Origin of the sequence: Streptomyces sp. P6-2-1 (assembly GCF_050613165.1) — a bacterium.
Classification (GTDB): domain Bacteria; phylum Actinomycetota; class Actinomycetes; order Streptomycetales; family Streptomycetaceae; genus Streptomyces.
Genome location: NZ_CP192513.1, coordinates 3,274,496 through 3,297,716 on the forward strand (window position 1 = coordinate 3,274,496; position 23,221 = coordinate 3,297,716).

A 23,221-nucleotide genomic window follows, 5' to 3' on the forward strand; every position below is an offset into this window, starting at 1 on the left:
CTCCCAGCAGATCAGTGCAGGTAAAACCATACCGCGGAGTAAGTGATCACGCCGTCACTCTGGCCAAAATCTTCACCATGTGGCGACTACAGTTCCTTTGATGACCCACGTCTCCCCGACCGTCGCGGGCCGAGACATAGGGAGACCGAGCCCGGCGAAGGAGCCATCCCGTGACCGAGTCCAGCGAGCGCGGTCTTCGGGTTCCATCCGCTGAGTCCGGGCGCGACCGCATCTACGACCCGCTCCGACGTGAGAACCTCGGGCGGAGCGTGCTCTGGGCCCTGGTGTCGTCGAAGCCAGTGCCCCTCGGTGACATCCCCGACTTCCGCGGCTCCGGCATTTACGCCATCTACTACGCGGGACCCAACAAGCTGTACGCGCGTATCTCCTCCGCGAAGTGCGACATACCCATCTACGTGGGCAAGGCCGATCCAGCGGGTAGCCGCAAGGGCCAGAAAGTGGGCGCGGCGTGGGAAGGTACGAAACTGCGGGACCGGCTCCGGCAGCACGCCCGCAAGATCGGCACTGCTCTAGACCTCGAACTCGGCGACTTCTTCGCGCGATATCTTCCCGCCGACGATCTCTTCACGCCCATGGCTGAACGACTGATGATCAGCGACCTGCAACCCGTATGGAACGTGGTGCTGGAAGGGTTCGGGGTGAACCAGCAGGGGGCAGGGCGCGAGGACAAGCAGCTTCGGCCGAAGTGGCACGAAGTGCACCGCGGTATCGACTGGGCGGATGGCATGCCCGCGCAGCCTGGGGGACCAAAGCCGCTGCAGGAAGCAATAGTCGCTCACCTGGAGCTCCATGGGGCGGCCCCTTCCGCTTCCGACGGCGAGCCGGGGCAGCCTGGGCTGACGGATCTCAGCCCGATCTGAGGGCGCGATGCTCGCTCCGTGTATGGCCGGAGTCTGATCCCCCGTACACGACCGTCTCCACGCCCTTCATCCCAACCACGGCTACCACCCATACTCCAGGTCGGCCGCGCTCTCCTCCAGTAGCCCAATCGAACAACATCGACTACTGGCCGAACGGCGCTCTTCCCGCCAGCATCACGCTTTCCAATTCTCCCGAACAGGGTCCGCCGGGGTTCAAACCCGTCCTGACCTGCGGTGGAGCGAACCGCTGAACAGCGGCTGAACCCGCCTGGATGGGGGTGAATGAGACCAGAACTGAGACCACGCCGCCCGGCACCCACGGCCGGATCGCCCGTCTCGTTCCTGGTCAGCTGTCCGTGACTTTGGGGTGTCGGGGCGAGGCGCAGACGAGACGGGCGGTCCGCCCTTGCGATATCGCAACCTAGCGGTAGCCACACGAATACCATGTAGTCATGAGCCGCTGTACAGCCCCAGTTCAGGGTCATCGGACCGCCAGTGGCCGGGCGGCGTGCCCCGCGTGCAGCAGCGGAGGCTACGGGTACTCGTCGTCCCGGACCTACTACCCGTCGCCGGTCTACACCCCGCGCAGCAGCGGCGGGGGCGGTGCGACCAGCAGCCGCAGCTCCGGTAGCGGCAAAGTGCGGGCGCCTTGGTCGCCGAGCACCTCTACCGTGATCTACACGCCTGGCGAGGTGAAGGGTCTGACCCCTGTTCGCGACGCCACCGTGTTGCGTGCGCGTCAACAGCCCGACCTGTGCGATGTGTTTCTCTGCCACGCGTGGGATGACCGGCGCGGTGCTGCCGCGGAGTTGTGCAACCTGCTGGAAGCAGAGGGCGTGTCGGTATGGTTCAGCGAGAAGAACATCGCGCTTGGCCAACCGTTCATGCGAGAAATTGACAGGGGGCTGGCGAGGTCGCGTACAGGTCTCGTTCTGGTCACCCCTGCGCTACTGACACGCCTCGAGGCCGGTGGCGTCTCTGACAAGGAGCTCTCGGAGCTCCTTGCACGTGACCTGCTGCTCCCCGTCATACACGAGACGACCTACGGCGAGCTCCGGGACATCAGCCCCCTACTTGCATCCCGGAACGGGTTGGACACCGCTGAGGATTCGATGGCAGTTGTTGCCATGAAGATCGCAGAGCTGGTGGCCGTCGAAGACGACCAGCTCGCGGTGGACTAAGGGTAGGAGAGTCGCCGAGATCATCCGTCCTGGTCACGGCGACGTTAGCGGCTGAGGGAGGTTGAGAACACCGAGGCGCGGGGGTGGAGTCACTATGCTCGCCCCTCGGACCCAGGCTGCCCTGAGGCAGTTCTTTATTCCTGCACCAGCCGCCGACCTGATCGCCTCGATGCCTCGCTTAGACGAGCTGAGCAATACCGTGCACATCCTGGATCCCGGCGCTGGGGTCGGCTCGCTGGCCGCCGCACTGGCCTGGACGTTCACGTGGTCGCCAGCCGTGTACGGGATGGTGCACTCAGCATGTCGATCCGCGCCTCCACCAGCGCGAGCCGGCGCACCGCCTCGGTGCGGAACACCCGGCGCTGCGACCGCTGGTAGCGGTACGCGCACTCCATGGTCGCCATGGACAACCCGAACCCCACGACCCCAGCGGCCACGGGTGCCACGTGCAACCGTGCCCCGCCGGCACTCGTGAATCCGCTTCCAAGGGGCAGGGCCCAGGTGAGGGTGAGGGCGATGGTGAGCACCAACCACAGGACGTACCCGCTGAACATCCAGGGCTGCGCCTCACGCAGCCACAGCAACCGCCCACGTTCCGCCGCCCGCTTTTGGGCCGCCACCACCCCGGACAGCTCTCCGAGCGCGAACCGTGCCCGGTCCCGCTGCTCTCGCCGGATCGGCGCGACCCACCCCTGCGTACGCGCGTCGAGCCGAGCGATCTCCCGCCGCACCACCGCCACTGGAGCTGTCGCGGGCATCGACTCAGGCCACCGCACCCACCGTTCGCGGTCCTTCTTGAGGGAGCGCACGAAGCTGGCTGCCATCGGGCCGACGGCGACGCACATGCCCAGCATCAGTACGACGGCGAACCCAGGACTCCGACCCCACACCTGGATCACGAGGAGCGCCGCGAACAGCAGGAGGAAGACCGGCACCGGATAGGTCGCCCGGAGGTAGTTCTCCTGCGTGGCGTCCTGCAGGTCACGTTCCCACGCCTGGACGGGGCGGCGCATGAGGCCACAGGACAGCAGTACGGCGATCATGACGGCACCCATCAGCCCGAGGGACGCCACGGCCAGCAGCAGGGAGGCCGGGGCATCGCCCGGTTCCGGGGGAGGCTCCTCGGCCGCCGCGGACCACGGCACGAGGACGCAGAGCGCGGCGGCGAGGACGCCGGTGGCCCAGCCGAGCAGCCGACCGGGCTGCCGTGGCGGCCGCTCGTCGGAGGGGATGGGCACCCATGTCGGCGCCACCAGGGTTTCCAACGTGGCAATCAGCTCCTCGACGGCCGTGTCCCAATCGTCTGAGGTGACGCGATGCACCTGCCTGAGGGCGAGTTCCCGGATCGATGCGGGAAGCAGCGCGCGCGGCGGTGGCTCTGCGACGTCAAGGAGCAAGGGGATCACGGTCTTCCCCGCAACGAGCGCGAGCTCGATCTCGTGCCGCACCCAGTCGCCCGCGCGGTCGAGGCACCGCTCGCCCGATGGGTCGTGCGCTTCCAGCCAGCCCTCCGGAATGGTGACGATCAGCACCTCGCAGTCGTGCACCCGGTCTCTGAGGTTGTCTGGATAACGGTTGCCCGGCAGCATCGACGACGTGTCGAGGAACACCTGGGCGTCACCGAAGTGACGGCTGAGCCGCTCATGCAGCCGATGCACCGAGTCCGTGGCACGTGGACCCCTGCGGTAGTTGATGAATATGCCCCCCACGGCGGTGTCGCCCCTCCTCGTCCGTTCCTTCTGTCAGGGTGGTGACCGGGGAATGCCCCGAAGAACTTTCGACCTCGAAGGCGAGGACGTCCATGCACCCGTGTCCGTTCTGTTCCATCGCGGTCCACCGGGGCCCGGCACGAATGATCTTCGAGGACGACCACTCCATGGTGTTCTTCCCATTGGTCCCGGCGACCCCTGGCCATACGCTAGTAGTGCCCCGGGCACATGTGCCGGACCTCTGGGCTATGGCGCCGACGGAGGCAGAACAGCTACTCGCGACCGCGCTCCGCGTCGGAGCCGTCCTGCGCGGCCACCTCACCCCCGAGGGCATGAACGTCATCCACTCCGCCGGCTCCGCTGCCTCCCAGACGGTGTTCCACGCTCATGTCCATCTCGTCCCCCGGTGGCGGGGCGATGCGATCGGCCCCCTGTGGCCGGAAGACGGGGAGGGCGTCCGGGACGCGGCCTTGCTCGACGCGCTGGCCGATGAAGTGGCCGCCCTGCTGCGGCCGCCTGCGCCCCCGGGGCGTGATTCAGCGGGCCACGAGTATGACCGTGAGATGGGCGATCAGCAGGGCGCCGTAGAACAGCACCAGTGTCTGAGAGAAGGCGGCCTTTGCTAGCGTCACCCTCGCCAGGTACGGCCCGACGTTCATCGACAGCATCTCCACGGTGCTGTCGGGCGTCCGGGCCTCCTCGTACAGGGCCCGGAAGAGCCTTTCCTGGCGCAGGAAGTACGAGTCGAGATACCAGAAGCCCAGCAGGGGGACGATCCCGCTCAGGGCGATCTGCCAGCTGAGCCGCCCTGCTGAGAGCGCCAGGACAGCGGCGGTGAGCGTCATCACCCAGCCCTTGAGTAGGAACGAGTTGTTCCCCAGCCTGATGATGACGGCCTGGACGAACTCCAGGTGTTTGATCCGGTCGGTGCTCAGTGCAGTGCCGCTGGCGGCGGTGGTACTGAGGTCCGCTTCGCCGTTGCCGATGCTCACTGACATGCTCCCCCTCCGTCGGGCACCCCCGCGTCGAGAGACTATCGCGGGGCTGCTCCGGAATCCCTGCCGCCGAAGGGGGTTGGACTCGGCTCCCCGTCCGGCTCCGCGTCCCGTGTGAGGCCCTGGCCGCGTCCTCTGAGCCGGACGAACCCGACGGCACTCAGAGCCGGGGTGATCAGGAGCCCGGTTAACGCGAACGGGTCCTTGGGGTTGTCGGGTTGGCGCTCACTGCTCGTAGGACCACGCCCGGCCCGTCTGCCGGTACTGCCCGACAGGGATGGGCTCGACGCCCGCTGCCATACGGGCGGTGTAGAGCAGGCCATCAAGGTGGTCGATCTCGTGGTGGATAAGGCGGGCGATCCCGCGTTCGTAGGTGGTGGTGGCCACTTGGCCGTCCAGGGTGCTGGCCTCCACGGTGATCCACAGCGGGCGGGGGACCATACCCCGCACGTCGAAGAAGGACAGGCAGCCCTCGAACTTCTCGTCCGTCTCGTCGGAACGGTCGGTGATCCGCGGATTGAGCAGGACGATCGCCGGAGCGTCCGGAACAGTGGGCTGGACGATGGCGGCGGCCCGGCCGATGCCGATCTGCGGTGCCGCGAGCCCCATGCCCTTGGCGAAGGGGTGGACCCGGCCGATGCGCTCCATCGCGGTGAACAGCTTCTCGACGACCTCCTCGGCGGCCTCGCGCTCGGCGGGGAGGTCGAACGCTCGGGCGGGCTCGGCGAGGATGGGGGCGCCCTCTTGGACGACGCCGAGGTCACGCATCTGCCGGCTGGGCCGCACCTGGATCACCTGATCTCTCCTTGTGTCGTTGGGCGTTCGGGTCCGGCCCGGAAGCGCCATTCCAGACGGTACCGAGCGTGGAGGGCCGGCGTGGAGGTGCTCCAGGAGAAGACGCGCATCCCCTCCTCCTCCCGCCGGATCGGGGCGGTCCGCAGCGGCGCCGCCTCGGCCGTCATCGACGTCTCCGTTCCCCATACGGCTGGGTCGAGGTCGGCGGGGAAGGCGAGTTCGACTTCAAGGCGCTCGGTGGGCAGGCGGACCGCGCGCTGGAACCAGCGGCCCCACTTCTCCTCGCCGACCGAGTAGGCGTACTCGATCCAGACCTCCTCGCCCGGGTAGAGCGGGAAGCGGCCCTGCTCGTTCTCGAACAGCAGCCACACTTCCTTGAACGCGTCGCGATCGTGCTTCGTCTGCCACGTCATCGTCTCGCCGTGGCATGTCGCGGTCAGTGCGAGTTCGTCCCAGGTGAGCGGGTGTTCGCGGTAATGGGCGTTGGAGCGCTCGGGCTCACCGGGGTAGCGGTCGACGCTGATGCGGATCAGGTAGCGGGTGATCGGCTCGCTGCCGGTGTTCCGCAACAGTCGGCGCATCGTCAGCCGGTAGTGGGTGCCGTCGAAGTCCAGGCGGGCGCCGTCGTGCGCCACGATGATCGATGAGCCTGTCGCGTAAGGCTGCTCGGGGCGGCGCGGGGCGGGTGGAGCCGCCGCCGGGGCCGTTCGGTTCTTGGCGGTCTCGTAGTCCAGCCAGCGCTTCCAGATCGCCTTGCCCGCGTTGAGGGTCTCCTCCGAGCGACGTGCGAAGTCCCCGGTCGGCTTGTGCCGGCCGGATTCCACGTGGCTCACGTACGACGGGTCGAAGCCCATCTTGAGGGCGAGCCCCCGCTTGGACAGACCGCGCACCTCGCGCCAGTACGCGAGCTCCGCTGCGAACGCCTCGGCGGCTTGTTCGACGGTCGGGCTGTCGTCGCGCTCGTCCATCAAGGCCCCCGCCCCGGCTGCTGGATGAGATGAATGAACCGTGAGTGATCTCGATTCATCATTCTGTCACGCTCCTGGTCGCGGGTTTCCTTCTTCTGCCAGCCCGGGTCTCCACCCGGGCCGAGAGAGGGAGGGCTCAAGCGATGCGCCTGCTGTACCTGCTCAACGTCTCCAACTCCAGTCAGCTGACTGCCGATTCCGGCTACACCTTCGCCGACATGCTCACCCCGGCTCTGGCCGACGCCGGGGTCGAGGTCACCGTGGCCGCTCCCGTCCCGGCCGGGGACGGCCGCGTGGAGTTCGTGCAGACCACGTCGCCGTCGACCAAGTACCGGGCCCGCTTCGACCCGAGCGTCGGCGCCTGGGTCCGGCTGTTCCGTCGCGAGCAGCCTGAGGTGGTCGTGGCCAACCAGATCGAGGCCGCCCCCGCTATCCGTGCCGCGCTCCTGGAAGCCGGAGTGGACGCACGGATCGCCGGTTACTGCCACTATCTGCCGTTCTCCTTCAGCGACATCGGCCAGCTGGAACCGGACCCCGCGATGGACGACGGCGGGCTGGGCCGCAGCGTGCTGCTGGCCTTCGCCGCCGGTCTCGCGGCCTGCGACCGCGTCCTGGTCCACAGCGGCACCGCCGCCTCCTGGACTGCCGCTGCCGCCACCCGCACCGGCATCGAGATCAGCGACAAGTTGCACGTGGTCCCCGCACCCAGGGACGTACGCCTGGTCCGCGAGCCCGCAGAGATCACCCCGCCGGACAGCCGAGCTGTCGGCATCTACAACCACCGTCTGTACGCCCACTACGGCACCGCCCGCTTCACCCGGCTCGCCCGCCACCTCGTCGCCGAGGCCCCGGTGCGGCTCACCGTGATGGACCTGTTCGGCACCCGTAGCGCCAAGCGGATCCGGCTGGACCCCAGCCCCGAGCGGAACCTGGAGGAGCTTGCCTCGATGGACGGCGTTGCCACCGCCTCCGACCGCGGCGACCGCATCCGTTACCGCAACCTGCTGGCCGGCGCCCACTTCGGCATCGCGCCGTTCCGGCCCGGCTGCCCCTGGTCCATGTCGGTCATCGACTGCCAGGCGATGGGCCTGCCCGTGATCGGCCCTCGCATCGGCTGGCTGGCCGAGCACCTCGACCCGGAGCTGGTGTTCGACACCGACGACCAGGCCGTCCGCATCGCCGAACGCCTCGCTACTGACCCGGACTTCTACCTGGCGCAAGCCAAGCGCGCGCACGCCTCCACCAGTGACCTGACGCCCGATGCGGTGGCCGCCCGCTACCTGGAGGCGATCAAGTGACCGGCTTCGACGCGGTCATGCTCTCCTACGACGAGCCGCTGGCCGACTCCCTGCACACCCGCCTGGCCCGCGTGCTGGGCGGAACCGTCAAGCGCCTGCACGGGGTACGCGGGATGCGCCGCGCCTACCGGCTCACCGCCGAACTCGTCGACACCGAGCAGTTCTTCCTCGCCGACGGCGACTTCGCCATCGACCCCGCCTTCCCCGCCAGTGCGGTCGAGCCGCTGGCAGCGGGCGTGTCGATGCGGGTCTGGCAGGCCGTGAACCCGGTCAACGGCCTCACCTACGGCTACGGCGGTCTCAAGCTGATCCGCACCAGCGCACTGCGGGAGATGGGCCAGGCTGTCGACGTGCTGGCGGCGTTGCCCGGCCGGGTCGAGTTCAGCCCGGACACCGCCGGGGTCACCCTCTTCAACCAGACCCCGTTCCACGCCTGGAAGGCGGGCTTCCGGGAGTGCGCGATGCTCGCGCGCGGCAGCGAGTACGGCATGACCGAAGCCTCCGCCCAGAAACGTATCGACGCCTGGACGGCCAGCAATGACGGCGACTTCGCCGACTACGCCGCAGCCGGGGCCCGCGACGGTGTCGACTTCGCCCGTACTGCCGCCCGCGACCCCGAGCGCTTCGGTGCGCTCAACGACCCGCCCACGCTCCACCGGCACTTCATCACGCTGCACGGCGAGCAGGCGGTCGCCGGATGAGTACGGGCCCACTGGTCCTGATCGAGCCGCAGGCGCACCTCGGCGGCGGGCACCACCAGCGCACGCTGACGGCGCTCGCCACCGCCCGCCCAGGTGCCGTGGTCATCACCCCGCAGGGGATCGCAGACGGACCCGGACCGCTGCTGCGGTCCGGCGCCCGCGTCGCCACACGGCCGGTGGGCCCGGCGGCGAAGACTCTGCTGGCCGCAGCGCGCGTGGCGGAACGCCTTGCAACCGTCGGCAAGCGCGCCTTCCGCTCACGGCGCTGGCCGTTGCCGCTCCGCCGACTCCCGCACCAAATCACCCTGGTCGCGCGCTGCCTCACCGAAGCCGGATGCCTGCGTACCGCACGCCGCCTCGCTTATCAGCCGACGGCCGTGGTGATCCTCAGCGCGAGCGAAGCCCTGCACGGCATGGCCGCTCTGCTCGGTGGCACCCCGCACCTGCGGTTCGTGCACGAGTTGGTGACCACCGAAGACGCGCCGGTCCGGCTGCTCGGTCGGCTCGCCCGGCGGAGCGAGAAGCGCGTGGTCGCCCTCTACCCGACCACCGCCGTACGCGACCGGCTCTCCCCGATCTTCCCCCACCTCCCCGGGCGGGTACGGGCGTTCGCGGTCGACGACGGCCAGCCCCTCACCGCCGCCGAACGCGACGGAGCCCGCGCCGCCTTCACCATCTCCTCCTCGGCAGCGGCGGTCTGCCTGATCGGCGGCTGGTGGCCCTACAAGGACATCGCCACCATCGACGCGGCCCTGGCCCGTCTCACCGAGCCGCTGCACGTCCTTGTCTGCGGCACTCCGCTGGACGACGCGGTACTCGAACGGTGGCACCGCCTGCCCCGCGTACGGGTGCACACCGTGCCCGGCCCGGTCGGCGAAGACGCACTCCGGCTGGTCTACGCCGCCGCCGACGCCGCCGTAGTGGCCCGGTGTCCCGGTACGGGCAAGGAGTCCGGCCTGGTCATGGACGCCGCCCGGCTCCGTGTCCCGCTGATCGTCTCCGACCACGACCCGGACCTGACCGAGCGGCTGGCCGGGCAGCGCTGGGCCCGGGTGGTCCCGGCCAGCGACCCGTGTGCCCTTGCCGCCGCGCTCGACGCTCTGGCGGACGGGCCGCCGGAGCGGCCGGGACTGAAGGCCCCCACGGCAGTGGACATGCCGTCGGCAACCGAGCAGGCCGCCTACCTCATCGACACCTACACCGAGCTGATCAAGGAGCACCGATGATGCCCGCCGCCCCCGCGCTGGTCGCCGTGATCGGCGCGGTCGAACCGGCCCTGCTGACCGCCTGGACCGCCCACTACCGTCGGCTCGGCGTCGAGCGCTTCCACCTCGCCTTCCACTTCGCCGAGCACGTCCCGGACGCCTGGCGTCGCCAACTGCTGGACGCCGCCCGGGAGCTCGGGCTACCCACAAGCCAGGTCAGCACCGGGCCGTGGCACGAGCACACCAACACCGAACTGCGCGACGCCCTGCGCGAGCAGGCAGGCCCCGGCTGGCACCTGCTCGCCGACTCCGACGAGTTCCAGACCTACCCGGCCGCGCTGGGCGACGTGGCGGCCGAGGCCGAGGAGAACGGTCGGGCGGTTGTGGGCGGCCTGATGCTCGACCGAGTCAGCGCGGACGGCAGACTCGTGCTCTGGCGGCCCGAGAGTGGGCTTGACAGGACCTTTCCGCTCGGCGGCCACCTCACCCACCGTCTCCTGCGAGGCGACCCCCGCAAGATCGTCCTCGCCCTCTCGGACGTCACCGTCGCCTCCGGCAACCACCGCGCCCCCGGCCGCAAGCCCGACCCGCAGGCCCTCGCCTGCGTCCACCACTTCAAGTGGCGCTCCGGTGTTCTGGACGACCTCCGCCGCCGCGTCGACCGCTTCGCCTCCGGCGCTTGGAGCGAGCAGAGCCCCGCCGTCCGGGACGAGGCCGGCCGCCTGCTGGAGCACGTCGACCGCCACAACAGGCGCATCGACGTCTCCGACCCCCGCCTCGGCTTCCGCCACGTCACCCTGGAGCGGATGCCCCACGGCTGGGCCGCCGAAGCCGCCCGCATCGCCACCGCCTGGCGACCGCCCCGTCAGAGCCGGCCCGGCTCCACGATCTCCTCGCCCTCGCCGTGAGGCACCTCGAAGCGGGCGAAGAAGTCGTCCAGCGCCTCGGGGGTCACGATCAGCGCGTTCGCGTCCCCCCGCTGATTGCGCGCGGCCAGCCTGCGCAGCAGCTCGTCCCGCTCGACGGGGAAATACAGCAGGCGCCACCGACCGCCGGCCGACTTCACCAACTCCTTCATCGTGTCGCGGTCCTTGCGCGGCCACAGCCCGTGGTCCCACACCACGTCCCGGCCCTCGGAGACCAACTCGACCAGCCGGGAGTGTAGTTCGGCGACGACCGGGGCCTCCTTCTCGAAGTAGGTGTTCTCCGGGTAGTCCACGCCGTACCGGCCGTGCCGCTCGTGGACGACCTCGTCCACCGACAGCCGTACCGCCCCCTGCGGCTCCAGCTCCCGCCGGGCGTAGGTCGTCTTCCCCGAACCGGTGATCCCCACCAGCAGGAACACCACCGGAGCACTCTCGGTCACCGACAACTCCCTTCACCACCACACATGGTCACCAGCAAGTCTGCCACCACGGCCTACTCAGGAACCGCCTTCCGCCCTCTCCGCCACCTGAAGGAGTACACGCGTGCCTTCCTCCGCACTCGCCCGCCTGCTGCGGGCCTACGTCCGCCACACTCCCGGAACGATCGGTAAGGCCCAGCTCGTCGACCGCTTCCTCGACGACCACCTGCGAACCCGTCCGCTCGACACCAAGGCCCGGTTGCGCTCGGGTGACCTGGTCACCGTCACCACCAGCGACGTCATCCAGCGCTACCAGTACCTCTTCGGCGAGTGGGAGCCGAACCTGAGCGCATTCCTGCGCGACCGCCTGCGGGCCGGGGACACCTTCATCGATGTCGGGGCTCACCGCGGCGCGTTCAGCCTCCTGGCCTCCCACGCGGTCGGACCGACCGGCCGAGTCGTCGCCATCGAGCCCACCCCGCAGTTCTACGACGACCTCACCAGCGCGGCCACCGCCAACCACCGGACCAACATCCGCCCCGTCCGCGCCGCCGCCACCGACCACACCGGCACGCTGGCCCTGTACCTGGAGGACCCGGCCAACCTCGGCCACACCACCGCCACCCGGCCCCGCCACTTCCACGCCACCTTCGACGTACCGGCCGCACCGCTCACCGAACTCCTCGACCAGACCGAACTCGCCACCGCCCGAGTCATCAAGATCGACGTCGAGGGCGCCGAGGCAGCGGCGATCAGGGGACTGCGGCCCGCACTGCCCCATCTGCGTGAGGACGTGGAGCTGGTCGTGGAAGTCACCCCCAAGGTCTTGGCCAAGCAGGGCGAGAGCGCCACCGGCATCATCGACGCCCTGCGCGAGCACGGTTTCCACCCGTACACGCTCACCAACGACTACGACCCTGCCACGTACCCCCGAGCCATGCGCCGACCGAAGTCGCCCGTCCGGTGCACCGAGCCCCCGAAGCACATGACCGACCTCGTCTTCTCGCGCACCGACGCCGCCCGGCTCACGCTCGGGCGCCGAGCAGCCCGGCTGTCCTAGCTGCGGAGACCAGTCTCAGGCCCGGACCACCGGAATCCTCCGGCACTTCAACAAGGAGTGGCACCGTGACCAACACCAACGTCATGAACAGCCGCAACGTGGTCAGTGTGATCGTCCACGACCGGAACACCCACACGATCGCCGCCGTGCTCTACGCCGCCCGCAACTGGTCCCCCCAGCCGGCCTGGACCCTCCCGGGCGGCAAGGCCGAGCCCGGTGAAGCCCTGGACGGGGCTGCCGCCCGCGAACTTGAGGAGGAGACCGGCCTGCTCGTCGATCTGGCCGATCTCGTACTCGTCCAGGTCATCCACGTAGAAGAGGGCTTTGATCAGGCCGGGCAGTTCGTCCTCTTCGTCTTCGCCACCGACAAGTGGACCGGCGAACTGACCAACACCGAGCCGGACAAGCACTTGGCCGCCCGGTGGGTGGCGGCAGATCGCTTCCCCGAACCCGCGTTCCCGACCTCCGCGCGGGCACTGGGCGCCTACCACGATGGAGGTCCCTTTTTCTCACGCCACGGATGGCCGGTCACCGCGCAGTAGGCGGGCGCGGGCCCCATCAAGTCCTCTCGCCAGGCTCACACTCGGAGATTCAGTCGGTCCTCCGTTGGGTGTCAGCGTCGACGTGCGGGGTCGCTGGCGGTCCATGGCGCCGGACGGCACGGCGGGTGTGGGGGCGTGGCCTGCGTGGTCGGGCTGGTGTAGTGAACTCGGGCAGCGTGGACTCGCTCGACGATGCGGTCGGCGGTGGCGTTGCGGAGGCCGGCACGGCTGTGGGAGAACACCCAGGCCGGGCAGACCGGGCGGAGAATGGATTCAACCCGGTGTACTTCGAGGGGGCGTGCGATGCGGCGCCGGGCCGGAATCCGCAGAGCTTAGGGAGCCGTAGACGTGACACCACGCAGGCGCGTCGTCGTTGTCGGAGCGGGCGTCGCCGGGCTCACCACCGCAGTCGTTCTCGCGGAGGCGGGGCTGCCGGTGCACGTGGTGGCCGAGGAGATCCCGGGGGTCACGTCGCTGGCGGCGGGGGCGATGTGGGGGCCGTACCTGGTCGAGCCGAAGGCCAAGGTGGACGAGTGGAGCCGATGGTCATTGGAGGTCTTCCACAAGCTGGCGGGCGATTCGGCGACGGGCGTACGTCTGACGAGCGGCGTCGAGGCATCCCGTACGGCGGAGGCTCCACCGGAGTGGGCGACGACGCTACCGGACTACCGCCCGTGCGAGGCGGCCGAGCTGCCGCCGGGGTTCACGGTCGGGTACCGGTTCACCGTCCCGCTGATCGACATGCCCGTCTACCTGGGGTACTTGCTGCGCTGGCTGGAGGCGGCCGGAGGGACGGTCGAGGAGCGGCGCGTGCCCTCGCTCGCGCAGGCGGGACCGGCTGACGTGCTCGTGAACTGCTCGGGGCTGGGAGCGCGGGAGCTGGCCCCGGACACTGAGCTACGGCCGATTCGCGGTCAGCACGTCGTGGTCGAGAACCCGGGCCTGACGGAGTTCTTCTCGGAGGACACGGGGACCTCGTCGGAGCTGTTGTGCTTCTACCCGCACGGGCAGACGGTCGTGTTGGGCGGTACGGCGGTCGAGGGCGAAGGCGGCCTCGCGCGGGACGACGAGGCGGCCGGGATTCTGACCCGGTGCGCGGAGGTCGAGCCGCGACTGGCGGGGGTGCGCGTTCTGGAGCACCGAGTGGGAGCCCGGCCGACCCGCGCCGCCGTGCGCGTGGAGGAGGAGCGGGCGGCGGGCGGGGCGCGGGTCGTGCACAACTATGGACATGGGGGTGCGGGGGTGACGTTGTCGTGGGGGTGCGCTGGTGAGGCGCTCGACTTGGTGAGGCGTGGGCGTGGGGCGCCGTGATCTCTCTGGGGCTCCGTGTCGGTGATGACTCCAGCCGGTGGTTTCAGCGGTGCCGCGTGCGGCTGGGCGCGGGCGCCAGGGCCGGGGCTCCCTCGGGTGGGGTGGAGCTGGCGGCGCGACGAGCCTCACGGGCGGGAGCCTTGGGCACGTCGGCTGACAATGCGCCCAACTGCCTTATGCGCCAGACCAGGACGTCACTGACGTCCTCGGCCGAGTCCAGCTCGCGTCGCGCCGCCGCCCTGCGGAGGAGTACACGGGGGTCGGCGCCCCCGCGTCGTACCTCGTCGAGGGTCGCCGCAAGCGCGGGCCACCCCGGCTCGGCGAGGACGCGGTCGGCGAGGTCGGGGAGGGCGTTGTGGAGGGTGGTGGCGTGGTGGCGGCGCTGGGTGGGCGTGAGCGCCGTGCCGTGCTTGTGGAGGCGGGCAAGCGGTGCGGCGGCGGCCGTTCGGTAGGCGGCGCGCAGGTGTGCGGCGGCCTGGTGAGCCGCTTCGGCCTGCTGCTCGTGGTGCTTGGCCGCGTGCCAGCGGGCTGCGGCGGTGACCAGGAAGACGAGCATGTCCAGCGCCATCGCTGTGGCGGCTCCCTCCTCGCCCCGGCCGAAGGCCGGGCCGCTGTGGACGAGGTCGCGGGCCGCTCGGCGCAGCGCTTGGCTGTGGCCGTGGGCGGCGCGGATGTGGGAGCGGGAGGCGCGTTCGTAGGCGGTCGCGGCGGCGCGTAGTTCCTGGCGGGTGTGCGCGGCGGAGGTCTGGGCGAGGGCGTCGAGGACTTCTCCGGCGGCGGCGACGTGCGCGGCGACGATGGTGTCCTCGCCGTGGTCGATGACGAGGAGCGCTTCCCAGGCGGCGGTCATGGTGCGGCGGCGTGCGAGCGCGGGGCCGTTGGTCACGGGGAGATCCGTCCGCCGCGTACTCTCCGGCGCGGCCCAACGGGCGCGGACGCGCGGGAGGGAGAGGTCGGGGGCGAGCTTGGAGCCGGAGAACCAGACGGGCTCGTTCTTGCCGTTGCGGTCGCCGGGCTGGGCGACGGTGTAGCCGATGACGTCGCCCGAGGGTGCGACGCGTGTGCGGACGCGCAGGCCGGCCTCGGAGAGGCGGCGGAAGAACTCCGCGTCGCTGGACGCGCCCGCGACGGCGCTCCGGACGGCTTGGCGGAGCTCTTCGCGGGGTGTGCGGTCACGGTTCCTGCGGGCTGCCTTGTGCTGCTCGGCGGGGGTGGGGCGCTTCGCGGCGGTGCCGTCGCCCGTCCTCACGCGGCGCAGCCCGTAGTCCTTCTCGATGGCGCGGCATTCGGTCTGCGCGCGCTTGGCGGAGAGGTGGTGGCGGGGGCGGCGGCCGTCCTCGCGTACGAGTGTCGCGACGAGGTGGATGTGGTCGTCGGCGTGGCGGACGGCTGCCCACCGGCAGCCCGCCCCGTCGCCGGGGTCGATGCCGGTGGCGGCGACGACGCGGCGCGCGATGTCGGCCCACTCGGCGTCCGTGAGGGTCCGGTCCTCGGGGGCGGCGCGTACGGAGGCGTGCCAGACGTGGCCGGCGGGGCGGGCATCGGCGGGCAGGAGGTGCAGCGGCTCGTCGAGGAGGCGGGCGAGGTCGGCGCGGGTGGTGTCCGGGTCACGGCCGGGGTCGGGGGCTTGGTGGTCGAAGGAGGCGACGAGGTGCGGGTCGGTGTGCTCCTCGCGGCGGCCCGGCCCGTAGAGGTAGGCGAGGAGGCGGGCCGTGTCGCGGCCCTGCTTGTGGAGGGACGGGATCATCGGGCCGGCCCGCCCGCGTCCGGGCCGGTCATGCGGGCGGTCAGCCGCCGAATCCCATCAGCGGCCTGGCGGACGGCGGTGGGGGTGGCCTCCAAACCGGTCGGGTAAACGCCGCTGTTCAGGGCGTGGGCCACCTGGTTGAGGTTGTTGCCGATGTGACCGAGCTGGCGTTGCAGGCTGAAGAGTGCGGTCAGGGTGTCGCGTCGGTCGGCGATGGAGGCGGCGGTGCGGTCGAGGTCGCTGGCGGCGGCGAGGCCGCTGTGCGCGAGGAATCCAGCCACGCTCATCCCGACCGCCTCTGCCGCCGTGCTGACATGGGCGAGTTCGGACTCGCTGAGGCGGACGCTGTGCGCACGGCGCTGCTCGCGCTCACGGATACGGGCCTTGGCGGGGCGCCCTCCCCGCTGCGCACCGCCCTCGGTCGCCGCCTCCCGTGCCCCCTGGCGCGGGAGCGGGCCCGCCACCCCTGGGGCGGCCTCTGGTTCGGACGCGCCCCCGACGGGGGAGTGTCCGAACCTACAACTTGCTCCGCCTGAACGGTCGGTGGACGACTGCGGCTGCTGGGACGGTACGGAGGTGTCGCGGTGCTGCTGGTGCATGGCTCTCCTTCGAGGGGCTCAGCCGGTGGGGCGGTTCAGTTCGGCCTTGAGCTCGCGGACGATCTCGCCCGCGTGGTCGCTGGCGACGCTGTATCCGGCCTCCCGCACGGCCTTCTCCAGGAGGTCGCGGGACAGGCGGCCCTGCGAGGCGTGGATCTCGCGCGCGACGCGGCGCAGGTGGTCGTCGGAAGCGCGGGGCTTGCGGCCCGGGGAGCGGTGAGGCTCGGGAGCCGTTCCGGTGGCGGGCGGAAGCGTCCCGCCATGCCCGCCCGGCCTGTCCGGGCGGGCGGGAGCGCCGGGCCGGGCTGTTTCCAGGCGGGCGGTGTCGTCGGGCCGGACTGCTTCCGGGCGGGCGACGGGCTGAAAGGGCGCTCCGCCCGGGTGCTCCCGAGCTCCGTCCGCTGCTCCCCCGGCTGTGCTCACATGCCCGGGAACGGGCCGCCCGCCCGTCCCCGCCCAGCGCGCGGGCAGGTCGATGGTCGCCAGGTCAGCGGCCTGACGCCGGGTCGCGAGCTGCCGGAGGAACTGCCCGTCGCGGGTGGGATCGGCGTCGATCCCCGCCCGTGCGAGCGCCCGCGACAAGCGGCGGATCACGCGCCGCCCGGACCGCCTCGCCCGCCGCCCGGGCGGCATCTCCGAGAGCCGGGCGGCCAGGGCGACGGCCCGCCGCGACGCCCGGTCCCGGGCGATCTGCGCGGCTCCCCGGTCCTGCTCGACGATCCCGAGCCGGGCCAGCAGCCGCTCACGCCCCTGCCGTACGAGCACCGCGCCCAGCCCGCGCGACGCGGCGTCGGGCGTACGGTGCCGGAGCTCGATGCCCATCGCCGAGTGCCAGAGCACGGCGGCCATCACGGGTCCGACGAAGGCCCGCACCGTTCCCCCGACAGGCCCGGACTCGGCGTACGCGGGAAGGGTCTGCACGGCGGTGATCACCCACACCAGGACCCCGGGCAGCCCGGCCGCCCGCCTCGGCCCGTGCAGGTTCTGCCGCGCCAGCAGCGCCATCGCGAACAGCGCGAGCTCGGCGGCGCCGAACATCACCGTCCGCTCAACACCGTCCCGCATGTCGAGGTGGTGCGCCGCGAACCGCCAGCTCGTGTCCGCGCTGTACGCGGTGCAGCACGCGGCGGCGAGCGCGGCGACCTTCACCGCGACCGTGCCGCGCCCGCCCGTACGGACTCGCCGGAGACGGCCGGCGGCGAGGAGGGCGACCGCGACGAGCACTCCGCCGACCGCGAGCGGCGCGGTTCCGAGCGGGTTGGTCACGCCGCCTCCCGCTCGCCGCGCGCCACGGCGAGGTCGCGGCGCGTCGGGTGCGGGGTGGCCCGGCGTGCGTTGCCCCGCGCCCGCCCGTCCGGGCTGACCCGGCGGCTGCGGCACGCCTCGCCCGCCCGCGCCCGGCACCACGGGCACGGGACGCCGAGCGCGTCCGGGAGCCCCTCCCGTACGGCCGCCTCCCGCGCGGTACGGGCCGGGCGGTACGGAGCGAGCGCGGCCCGCGCCTCGGCCGGGATGCGGGACCCGACGGAGCCGAGACGAGCCGCGACGTCGCGATGCGGGCCCCCGCTCGTGAGCTGGCGATGCGACGCGGGGGCGGCCTCACCGGCCGCCACGGCCCGCCGCGTACGGGCCAGTTCGGCCTGCCACGCGGCCGTGTCGTCGGGGTCGGCGGCCGGGGTCGGGTCGGTGTGCCGGTCGAGGCGGTCGCGGCGGTGCGCCCGCCAGGCGCGGGCGATGTCCACGGGCAGCGGCGGGTACGGCGAGGCGAGCACCTGCGCGCGCACCGTCTCGCGGACGTCCCAGCCCTGGCCGGTAGTGAAGGGTATGTCGTGCAGCAGCTCATGCCACTGGGCGAGCTGGTCGCGGGTCTCACCCGGGTCCGTGCGGATGGTGCGGGGGTCGAGGCGGCCGAGGTAGGCGAGAACTGCGGCGATCTCGTTGCGTTCCATGGTGGCGTTCACTCCGTTCCTGTCGCTTCGGCGACGGCGTCGAGGAGGGCGTGCAGGTGGGCATCGGCTCGGGTCATGCCGGTGGCGGGCCGTGCGCCACCGAGGGCCGGGGTGGGCTGCGGCGGGGCGGGGGTGTGTTCTCGGGCGATCCACGCGCGCCAGTCGGCAGCCCAGGCGGCGGCCGGGCGGGGCGTGCTGGTCGACCGGTAGGCGCGCCATTTGTCGTCGGCGGCGCGCAGCCCCGCCTCACCGAGGCGGGCGAGGTGCCCGGCCCGGCGCGACCACTCCCAGGAGGCGGCGTCGGTCTCCCACTGAGCGGCCGGGATCGGGGCGGGACTGCTGCTGTACCTACCGTTCACCTTCGGTTCACTACGGTTCTGGGGGCCGGAAACCGCACCCCCAGCGGGCCGGAATCCGGTCCCCGAGGGGGCCGTTATCCGTGCCCCCGGGTCGCGACCCGGTCCCTCGACCGGTTCGTGTTCCGGACCGGTCGAGGGCGGGGCCGATTCCCTGGACCCCGACGGCTGGTCGGGTCCGGTCGCGGCCAGCGGCAGGCGGTAGTACGTCTCGCCGCGCGGCCCCTTGCGCCCCGCGATCTGCTCCAGCTCACCGGCGGCGATGAGCTTCGCTAGGGCTTCGCGCACGGCCGTACGTGAGGCGTTGGCGCGCTTCATGAGGCTCGGCACGGACGCGTACGCGACGCACCGGCCGTCGCAGCAGCGGTCGGCGATCAGGGCGAGGACCAGGCGGGCGGTCCCCTTGCTGGTGCTGTGCTCCCACACCCACTCGCGGGCGTCGTGGCTCATCGGGGCGGCTCCTTCGGCAGGGCAGGCAGGCGCGGCGGCCCGCATACGGGCTCACGCGAAGATCAGAGGGTGGGGGCGGCATCGCCCAAGGGATGGCGGCGGCTACGTATCCGCAGACCAGCGGACTGTCAGCGCCCGGCGTCCCGAGCCCCGCACCAACACAGCCACACCCTCGCGCGAAGATCCACTACTACGCCGAGAAAACCCCACAGCTCACGGCGAACAGGTCTCGGGGCCCCGGCTGACGTGCCGCGATTCGGGACGTCGCCTCAGCACGCCCGTCTGCCGAGTCCCCTTAGCAGCGGCCGACCTTCGCGGTGAAACGCTCGCAGGAGGCCACAGGCCATCCGAGGCGGCGTCAGGCGGCGCGGACATAACCGGAGGCAGAGAGCAGGCTCGCCAGCCTCGCGGCGCTGCGCGGGCTGATCTCCGTCTCGAACCCGGCACACACGCGCTGGAGGGCGGCCTCCCTCTCGGAGACCGTCGGCGGGGAGTCGGCGGGATCGGTTGCCGCGTTGGAAAGGGCGGGAGAGGCTTGGTCAGGGCGACGGAACACAGGCATCCTCCGGACACGTGGGGTCATCCGCCCGCCGGTCCGCGCAGGCGACCCGACGGGCGTGTTGGGGGATCTATGTTCCGGAGAAACGCCGGTTTGGCTAAGCGGCGATCCTCGGCTATATTCCGCCGCGCATTTCCCGATCGTCAGCCCGCTTCGTGCCGCCCCGTCCCCGCTACAGCGGGTTCTGCTCGATGCTGATGCGGCCCCAGTCCATCTGCTGTCCGAACTTCTTCGGCTCGTCGATGACGACGCCGGAGAACAGGAACCGGAGCACCGCGTTGCGCCGCTCATCCGTCATGTCGCCTGCCTCCCAAGCGGCCCGCGCGCCCTCGCCCGTGAGGCCGTCCAGGAGCACCATCGGGCGGACGACGACCTTCCGTTGAGCCTTGCCGATGCGGTCGGTGATCTCCTTGCGCATCGTGCGGTACTCCGCCGTCGAGATCTCCTTCGCGGTCCACATCTGATTCAGCTCGTCGAGCTGCCGCTGATCGCCCTCCAGGTCCTCCCTCACCTTCTCCGAGAGATTGCTGCTCGCGAGCCGTCCGTCCACCCTGAGCCTGCCCAGCAGCTCGACCGCCGCGTCCGTGACGAAGTGCTCCAGCGTCTCCGCCATCACCGAACGGGCGCACCTCTTCTCGTCATTGCGCCCGCGCCGGTTGCACTGGTAGACGGGTCCAGGGCCCTTGGCCGTGCCCGACATCAGCGTCCCGCACCGTCCGCACATCACGAGGCCGCGCAGCAGGTAGTACCGCTGCGCGGGCTTGCCGCGCGCCTCACGGTGCACCGCGGAGCGGTACTCGCGCCGGGCCCGGACCTCCGCCCAGACACCCGCGTCGATGATCGCCGGCCAGGTCCCGGGGCCGATCTCCTCGCCCCGGTGCATGCGGATTCCGGCGACGTGCCGGGAGTCGAGCAGGGCTCGGATGGTGCCGCTGGTCCACGCCTTGCCGTTGGCCGTGCGAATGCCCCGGCGGTGCAGGTCCTTGGCGAGCGGCGCCGCGCCCTCGCCCTTCAGGTAGCGGTCGAAGACTTCCCGGACGATCTCGGCCTCGTCCTCGATGACGGTCATGCCGCCCTTGGCGTAGCCGAACCGCCGCACACCGCCCTGCGGCTTCCCCTCCCTGGCCCGGTCCTCCATCGCCGACTTCAACCGCCGCGAGGTGTCGTCCGAGGAGCGGCAGGCGTGCGCGACCTCGATACGGAGGATGAAGCGGTCGTCGGGATCGGCGAGGTCCCTCCGGTTGGCCTCGCCGTGGAGCGTGATGGCGTGGTCGTCGGACACCTGGAGCAGTTCCTCCAAGTCCCGAGGCTGCCTCATGAGCCGGTCGGGGTGGTAGGCGATGATGTGCCGGAAGCTCCGGTCCCGGGCGCCGTCGAGCAGTTGCTCCCACCCGGGCCGCTTCCGCTTCCGGCTCCACGCCGAACGGCTGTTGTCGACGAAGACGTGCCCCGGGTCGATCACGAGGCCGCGCCGCTCGGCGATCTCCCGGCAGATGCGCTCCTGCCGGTCCACTCCGGTCTGATCGTCGTCGTCCGCTCGGGATATGCGGCAGTAGACAGCCGCCGGCTCCCCGGCGACGTCGTGGCTGGTGGTGCCCCTGGCGGGCCTGGTACGCGACATGGGAATGAGTGTACGAACGAGGTGTCGGCTGGGTGACCGGTTCCGCGGCGCTCGTCGGCGCCGTGCGCACGGTGAAGCAGTACCTCACCTTCGTCAGCGCGGGCCCCTTCCAGTACGCGATCGCCGCGGCGCTGAACCTGCCCGACGCGTACTACGACGCCTTCCGCGAGGACCTGCGCCGCAAGCGCGACCTGCTCTGCGAAGGGCTCGCCGAGGCGGGCTTCGCCGTGCACCGCCCGCAGGGCACGTACTTCGTGACGACCGACATCACCCCGCTCGGCCTCGGCGACGACGGCACGGAGTTCTGCCTCGCCCTCCCCGAGCGCTGCGGAGTCGTCGCCGTCCCCAACGCCGTCTTCTACGACGACCCCGAAGCGGGCCGCTCCCTCGTCCGCTTCGCCTTCTGCAAACGCGAGGACGTGTTGCGCGAGGCGGTGGCCCGGCTCAAGCGACTCGCGCACTGAACCGCACAGCACCACCCGATCGGGGGGCTTGGGCGCGGCAAACGGCTTGTCAGGGCCAAGGGGCGGTCCGGCCCCTGCACAGTGCACGATGTGAGCGAACTCCTGGAGCCCGGCGGCGGACGGACGGAACCGAAGGGCCCGGGCGAGGGCGACGGCCCGCGCGGCGACGGCGGGCGGCAGGGCGAGGGCGAGGTTCCGCGCAGTCGCCGGGGGACGCCCGGGGGGCGGGGCGGGGGGCCGTGCCTTCCCGCGGCCACCGGCGGGGGCGCCTGCGTACCGCCGCGGTCCCGGCGCTCGCCGGGCTCCGCGGCCGGGTCGGCCCTGTACTCCTCGTTCCGCCGTGCCGCGCCCGCGCTCGCCGGGTTCCTCGCGATCCGGCTCGCGGGGAGTCTCCTCGTCGTGTGCGCCTGCCTGCTGACCGGCGATTCCCCGTACGAACGGCTGCTGCGGCCCTGGGACGCGCAGTGGTACGAGCACATCGCGGCGTACGGCTACGGCTTCGCCCGGCACGGCAAGCAGCCGGACCTCTACTACCGCGACATCGCCTTCTTCCCGCTCTATCCGGGACTCGTCCGCACGCTGCGCCTCCTCATCCCCTTCTCGGTGCCCGTGCTCGCGCTCGCCGTCTCGTGGGGTTCCGCGCTGCTCGCCGCCTGGGGCATCCACGCGGTCGCCGAGCGGCTGCGCGACCGCCGTACCGCGACCGTCCTCGTGCTGCTGTGGGCGCTGCTGCCGCACGCGATCGTGCTCTCTGTCCCGTACAGCGAATCGCTGCTCACCGCCTGCGCGGCCTGGGGGCTGTGGGCGCTGCTCGACGGGCGGTGGGTGTGGGCGGGGACGTGCGCGGCGCTCGCCGGGCTCGCGCGCCCGAACGGCGCCGCCCTCGCTGCCGCCGTGATCCTCGCCGGGCTGTGGCTCGCGTGGACCACGCGCGCCGTGCCCGCCCCGCGCGTCCTCGCGGGCATGGCACTCGCACCGCTCGGCTGGTGCGGATACGTGCTCTACGTGGGCTGGGAGCGGGGCGACCTGCTCGGCGGGTACTTCGCCGTGCAGCGGGACTGGGGCTCCACCTTCGACTTCGGGCAGGCGATGCTGCGCTACACCGACCATCTCGCGATCGGTGCGAGCCGACCCGAGCGTGTCGTCGCCGTGCTGCTCGTCTCGGGGGCGCTGCTGCTCTTCCTCGTGCTGCTCAGTGAGGCGCGGCGCCCGCTGCCCGGGGCCCTGCTCGTGTACGCGGGGGTGCTGCTGCTCATCGCGGTCGGCGGTTCCGCCTACCTGAGCTGCAAGCCGCGCTTCCTGCTCCCGGCCTTCCCGCTGCTCTTCCCGCTCGCGGACCGCCTCGCCGCGGCGCTGACGGCCCGGCCGGGGCGCGCGCTGGTCCTCCTCGCGTCCCTGGCCGGACCGGCCCTGCTCTACGGGGCCTACCTCGTCATGGCGGCGCCTACGGCACTGTGACGGCGGGCCTCCGCCGTGCCGCAGGAC

22 protein-coding genes and 1 pseudogene are annotated in these 23,221 nt (G+C 71.5%); 12 read left to right on the forward strand and 11 right to left on the reverse strand.

All coding sequences use genetic code 11. From position 1 onward, the window contains the following. Window positions 1-170 precede the first annotated feature (170 nt). Both ACQYWQ_RS14125 and ACQYWQ_RS14130 read left to right on the forward strand, forming a co-directional pair. On the forward strand, window positions 171-881 hold the full coding sequence (locus ACQYWQ_RS14125; RefSeq protein WP_431034940.1) for an Eco29kI family restriction endonuclease: 711 nt from the start codon (window positions 171-173) through the stop codon (window positions 879-881). 671 nt (window positions 882-1,552) lie between these two features. Further along, window positions 1,553-2,062 carry a toll/interleukin-1 receptor domain-containing protein gene (locus tag ACQYWQ_RS14130; protein WP_431034941.1) on the forward strand — a complete coding sequence of 170 codons (510 nt, stop codon included), beginning with the start codon at window positions 1,553-1,555 and terminating at the stop codon, window positions 2,060-2,062. 260 nt (window positions 2,063-2,322) lie between these two features. Here ACQYWQ_RS14130 and ACQYWQ_RS14135 read toward each other — a convergent pair whose 3' ends face one another. Then, window positions 2,323-3,771, reverse strand: a complete 1,449-nt coding sequence (locus ACQYWQ_RS14135; protein ID WP_431034942.1) for a toll/interleukin-1 receptor domain-containing protein — start codon at window positions 3,769-3,771, stop codon at window positions 2,323-2,325. A 92-nt stretch (window positions 3,772-3,863) separates the two neighbouring features. Here ACQYWQ_RS14135 and ACQYWQ_RS14140 point away from each other — a divergent pair, with 92 nt between their 5' ends. After that, the gene (locus ACQYWQ_RS14140) at window positions 3,864-4,397 is read left to right on the forward strand and encodes an HIT family protein (protein WP_431039187.1); all 534 of its coding nucleotides are present in this window, start codon (window positions 3,864-3,866) and stop codon (window positions 4,395-4,397) included. On the opposite strand, the gene ACQYWQ_RS14145 is transcribed toward ACQYWQ_RS14140, so the two are convergent. The 3 genes from ACQYWQ_RS14145 to ACQYWQ_RS14155 all read right to left on the reverse strand — a co-directional run bounded on the left by ACQYWQ_RS14145 (window position 4,308) and on the right by ACQYWQ_RS14155 (window position 6,529). Next, complete coding sequence (locus ACQYWQ_RS14145; RefSeq protein WP_431034943.1) at window positions 4,308-4,763, reverse strand: hypothetical protein; 456 nt, start codon at window positions 4,761-4,763, stop codon at window positions 4,308-4,310. The genes ACQYWQ_RS14140 and ACQYWQ_RS14145 overlap by 90 nt on opposite strands. 228 nt (window positions 4,764-4,991) lie before the next feature. Then, entirely contained in the window at window positions 4,992-5,561 is a 570-nt protein-coding gene (locus ACQYWQ_RS14150) for a peptide deformylase (protein WP_431034944.1), read from the reverse strand. After that, a complete protein-coding gene (locus ACQYWQ_RS14155) occupies window positions 5,558-6,529 on the reverse strand; it encodes a helix-turn-helix domain-containing protein (RefSeq protein ID WP_431034945.1) in 972 nt (323 codons plus the stop codon). Before ACQYWQ_RS14155 ends, ACQYWQ_RS14150 begins: the two co-directional genes overlap by 4 nt. A 218-nt stretch (window positions 6,530-6,747) precedes the next feature. Here ACQYWQ_RS14155 and ACQYWQ_RS14160 point away from each other — a divergent pair, with 218 nt between their 5' ends. Genes ACQYWQ_RS14160 through ACQYWQ_RS14175 form a run of 4 tightly spaced genes read left to right on the forward strand, consistent with a single transcriptional unit; the run spans window position 6,748 to window position 10,641 of the window. Further along, on the forward strand, window positions 6,748-7,827 hold the full coding sequence (locus ACQYWQ_RS14160; protein ID WP_431034946.1) for a glycosyltransferase: 1,080 nt from the start codon (window positions 6,748-6,750) through the stop codon (window positions 7,825-7,827). Beyond that, window positions 7,824-8,528: a hypothetical protein gene (locus ACQYWQ_RS14165; RefSeq protein WP_431034947.1), complete on the forward strand. Its 705-nt coding sequence runs from the start codon at window positions 7,824-7,826 to the stop codon at window positions 8,526-8,528. Before ACQYWQ_RS14160 ends, ACQYWQ_RS14165 begins: the two co-directional genes overlap by 4 nt. Beyond that, window positions 8,525-9,754 carry a glycosyltransferase gene (locus ACQYWQ_RS14170; RefSeq protein ID WP_431034948.1) on the forward strand — a complete coding sequence of 410 codons (1,230 nt, stop codon included), beginning with the start codon at window positions 8,525-8,527 and terminating at the stop codon, window positions 9,752-9,754. Before ACQYWQ_RS14165 ends, ACQYWQ_RS14170 begins: the two co-directional genes overlap by 4 nt. Continuing rightward, window positions 9,751-10,641: a glycosyltransferase family 2 protein gene (locus tag ACQYWQ_RS14175; RefSeq protein ID WP_431034950.1), complete on the forward strand. Its 891-nt coding sequence runs from the start codon at window positions 9,751-9,753 to the stop codon at window positions 10,639-10,641. The genes ACQYWQ_RS14170 and ACQYWQ_RS14175 overlap by 4 nt, the downstream gene beginning before the upstream one ends. Here the strand turns inward: ACQYWQ_RS14175 and ACQYWQ_RS14180 are convergent. Then, window positions 10,599-11,099, reverse strand: coding sequence for an AAA family ATPase (locus tag ACQYWQ_RS14180; RefSeq protein ID WP_431034951.1), 501 nt, complete (start codon window positions 11,097-11,099; stop codon window positions 10,599-10,601). The genes ACQYWQ_RS14175 and ACQYWQ_RS14180 overlap by 43 nt on opposite strands. A 103-nt stretch (window positions 11,100-11,202) precedes the next feature. Between ACQYWQ_RS14180 and ACQYWQ_RS14185 the strand changes: the two genes are divergently transcribed. From ACQYWQ_RS14185 to ACQYWQ_RS14195, 3 genes are all read left to right on the forward strand, one after another. Beyond that, complete coding sequence (locus ACQYWQ_RS14185; RefSeq protein WP_431034953.1) at window positions 11,203-12,138, forward strand: FkbM family methyltransferase; 936 nt, start codon at window positions 11,203-11,205, stop codon at window positions 12,136-12,138. A gap of 65 nt (window positions 12,139-12,203) precedes the next feature. Next, on the forward strand, window positions 12,204-12,680 hold the full coding sequence (locus ACQYWQ_RS14190; protein WP_431034954.1) for an NUDIX domain-containing protein: 477 nt from the start codon (window positions 12,204-12,206) through the stop codon (window positions 12,678-12,680). 348 nt (window positions 12,681-13,028) lie between these two features. Next, window positions 13,029-13,991, forward strand: a complete 963-nt coding sequence (locus ACQYWQ_RS14195; protein ID WP_431034955.1) for an FAD-dependent oxidoreductase — start codon at window positions 13,029-13,031, stop codon at window positions 13,989-13,991. Between the two features lie 43 nt (window positions 13,992-14,034). Here the strand turns inward: ACQYWQ_RS14195 and ACQYWQ_RS14200 are convergent, their stop codons facing one another. From ACQYWQ_RS14200 to ACQYWQ_RS14225, 6 genes are all read right to left on the reverse strand, one after another. Then, entirely contained in the window at window positions 14,035-15,738 is a 1,704-nt protein-coding gene (locus tag ACQYWQ_RS14200) for a relaxase/mobilization nuclease domain-containing protein (protein ID WP_431034956.1), read from the reverse strand. Further along, the gene (locus ACQYWQ_RS14205) at window positions 15,735-16,337 is read right to left on the reverse strand and encodes a MobC family plasmid mobilization relaxosome protein (RefSeq protein ID WP_431034957.1); all 603 of its coding nucleotides are present in this window, start codon (window positions 16,335-16,337) and stop codon (window positions 15,735-15,737) included. Before ACQYWQ_RS14205 ends, ACQYWQ_RS14200 begins: the two co-directional genes overlap by 4 nt. 18 nt (window positions 16,338-16,355) lie before the next feature. Beyond that, window positions 16,356-17,603, reverse strand: coding sequence for a hypothetical protein (locus tag ACQYWQ_RS14210; RefSeq protein WP_431034958.1), 1,248 nt, complete (start codon window positions 17,601-17,603; stop codon window positions 16,356-16,358). Beyond that, on the reverse strand, window positions 17,600-18,286 hold the full coding sequence (locus ACQYWQ_RS14215) for a zinc finger domain-containing protein (protein WP_431039188.1): 687 nt from the start codon (window positions 18,284-18,286) through the stop codon (window positions 17,600-17,602). Before ACQYWQ_RS14215 ends, ACQYWQ_RS14210 begins: the two co-directional genes overlap by 4 nt. Window positions 18,287-18,294: 8 nt before the next feature. Next, window positions 18,295-19,092 carry a helix-turn-helix domain-containing protein gene (locus tag ACQYWQ_RS14220; RefSeq protein WP_431034960.1) on the reverse strand — a complete coding sequence of 266 codons (798 nt, stop codon included), beginning with the start codon at window positions 19,090-19,092 and terminating at the stop codon, window positions 18,295-18,297. A 731-nt stretch (window positions 19,093-19,823) separates the two neighbouring features. After that, entirely contained in the window at window positions 19,824-21,272 is a 1,449-nt protein-coding gene (locus tag ACQYWQ_RS14225) for a recombinase family protein (RefSeq protein WP_431034961.1), read from the reverse strand. Window positions 21,273-21,295: 23 nt separating this feature from the next. Here ACQYWQ_RS14225 and ACQYWQ_RS14230 point away from each other — a divergent pair. Beyond that, a pseudogene (locus tag ACQYWQ_RS14230) lies at window positions 21,296-21,736 on the forward strand (aminotransferase class I/II-fold pyridoxal phosphate-dependent enzyme); the annotation flags it as partial. A gap of 81 nt (window positions 21,737-21,817) precedes the next feature. Then, window positions 21,818-23,194 carry a hypothetical protein gene (locus tag ACQYWQ_RS14235; RefSeq protein ID WP_431034962.1) on the forward strand — a complete coding sequence of 459 codons (1,377 nt, stop codon included), beginning with the start codon at window positions 21,818-21,820 and terminating at the stop codon, window positions 23,192-23,194. Window positions 23,195-23,221: the final 27 nt, after the last annotated feature.

What these genes read in the sequence shown, in the direction of transcription:
- ACQYWQ_RS14200 (WP_431034956.1), bottom strand. Translation starts at nt 15,738, where the DNA reads ATGATCCCGTCCCTCCACAAGCAGGGCCGCGACACGGCCCGCCTCCTC.
- ACQYWQ_RS14215 (WP_431039188.1), bottom strand. Translation starts at nt 18,286, where the DNA reads ATGGAACGCAACGAGATCGCCGCAGTTCTCGCCTACCTCGGCCGCCTC.
- ACQYWQ_RS14140 (WP_431039187.1), top strand. Translation starts at nt 3,864, where the DNA reads ATGCACCCGTGTCCGTTCTGTTCCATCGCGGTCCACCGGGGCCCGGCA.
- ACQYWQ_RS14225 (WP_431034961.1), bottom strand. Translation starts at nt 21,272, where the DNA reads ATGTCGCGTACCAGGCCCGCCAGGGGCACCACCAGCCACGACGTCGCC.
- ACQYWQ_RS14160 (WP_431034946.1), top strand. Translation starts at nt 6,748, where the DNA reads ATGCTCACCCCGGCTCTGGCCGACGCCGGGGTCGAGGTCACCGTGGCC.
- ACQYWQ_RS14220 (WP_431034960.1), bottom strand. Translation starts at nt 19,092, where the DNA reads ATGAGCCACGACGCCCGCGAGTGGGTGTGGGAGCACAGCACCAGCAAG.
- ACQYWQ_RS14170 (WP_431034948.1), top strand. Translation starts at nt 8,525, where the DNA reads ATGAGTACGGGCCCACTGGTCCTGATCGAGCCGCAGGCGCACCTCGGC.
- ACQYWQ_RS14155 (WP_431034945.1), bottom strand. Translation starts at nt 6,529, where the DNA reads ATGGACGAGCGCGACGACAGCCCGACCGTCGAACAAGCCGCCGAGGCG.
- ACQYWQ_RS14175 (WP_431034950.1), top strand. Translation starts at nt 9,751, where the DNA reads ATGATGCCCGCCGCCCCCGCGCTGGTCGCCGTGATCGGCGCGGTCGAA.
- ACQYWQ_RS14205 (WP_431034957.1), bottom strand. Translation starts at nt 16,337, where the DNA reads ATGCACCAGCAGCACCGCGACACCTCCGTACCGTCCCAGCAGCCGCAG.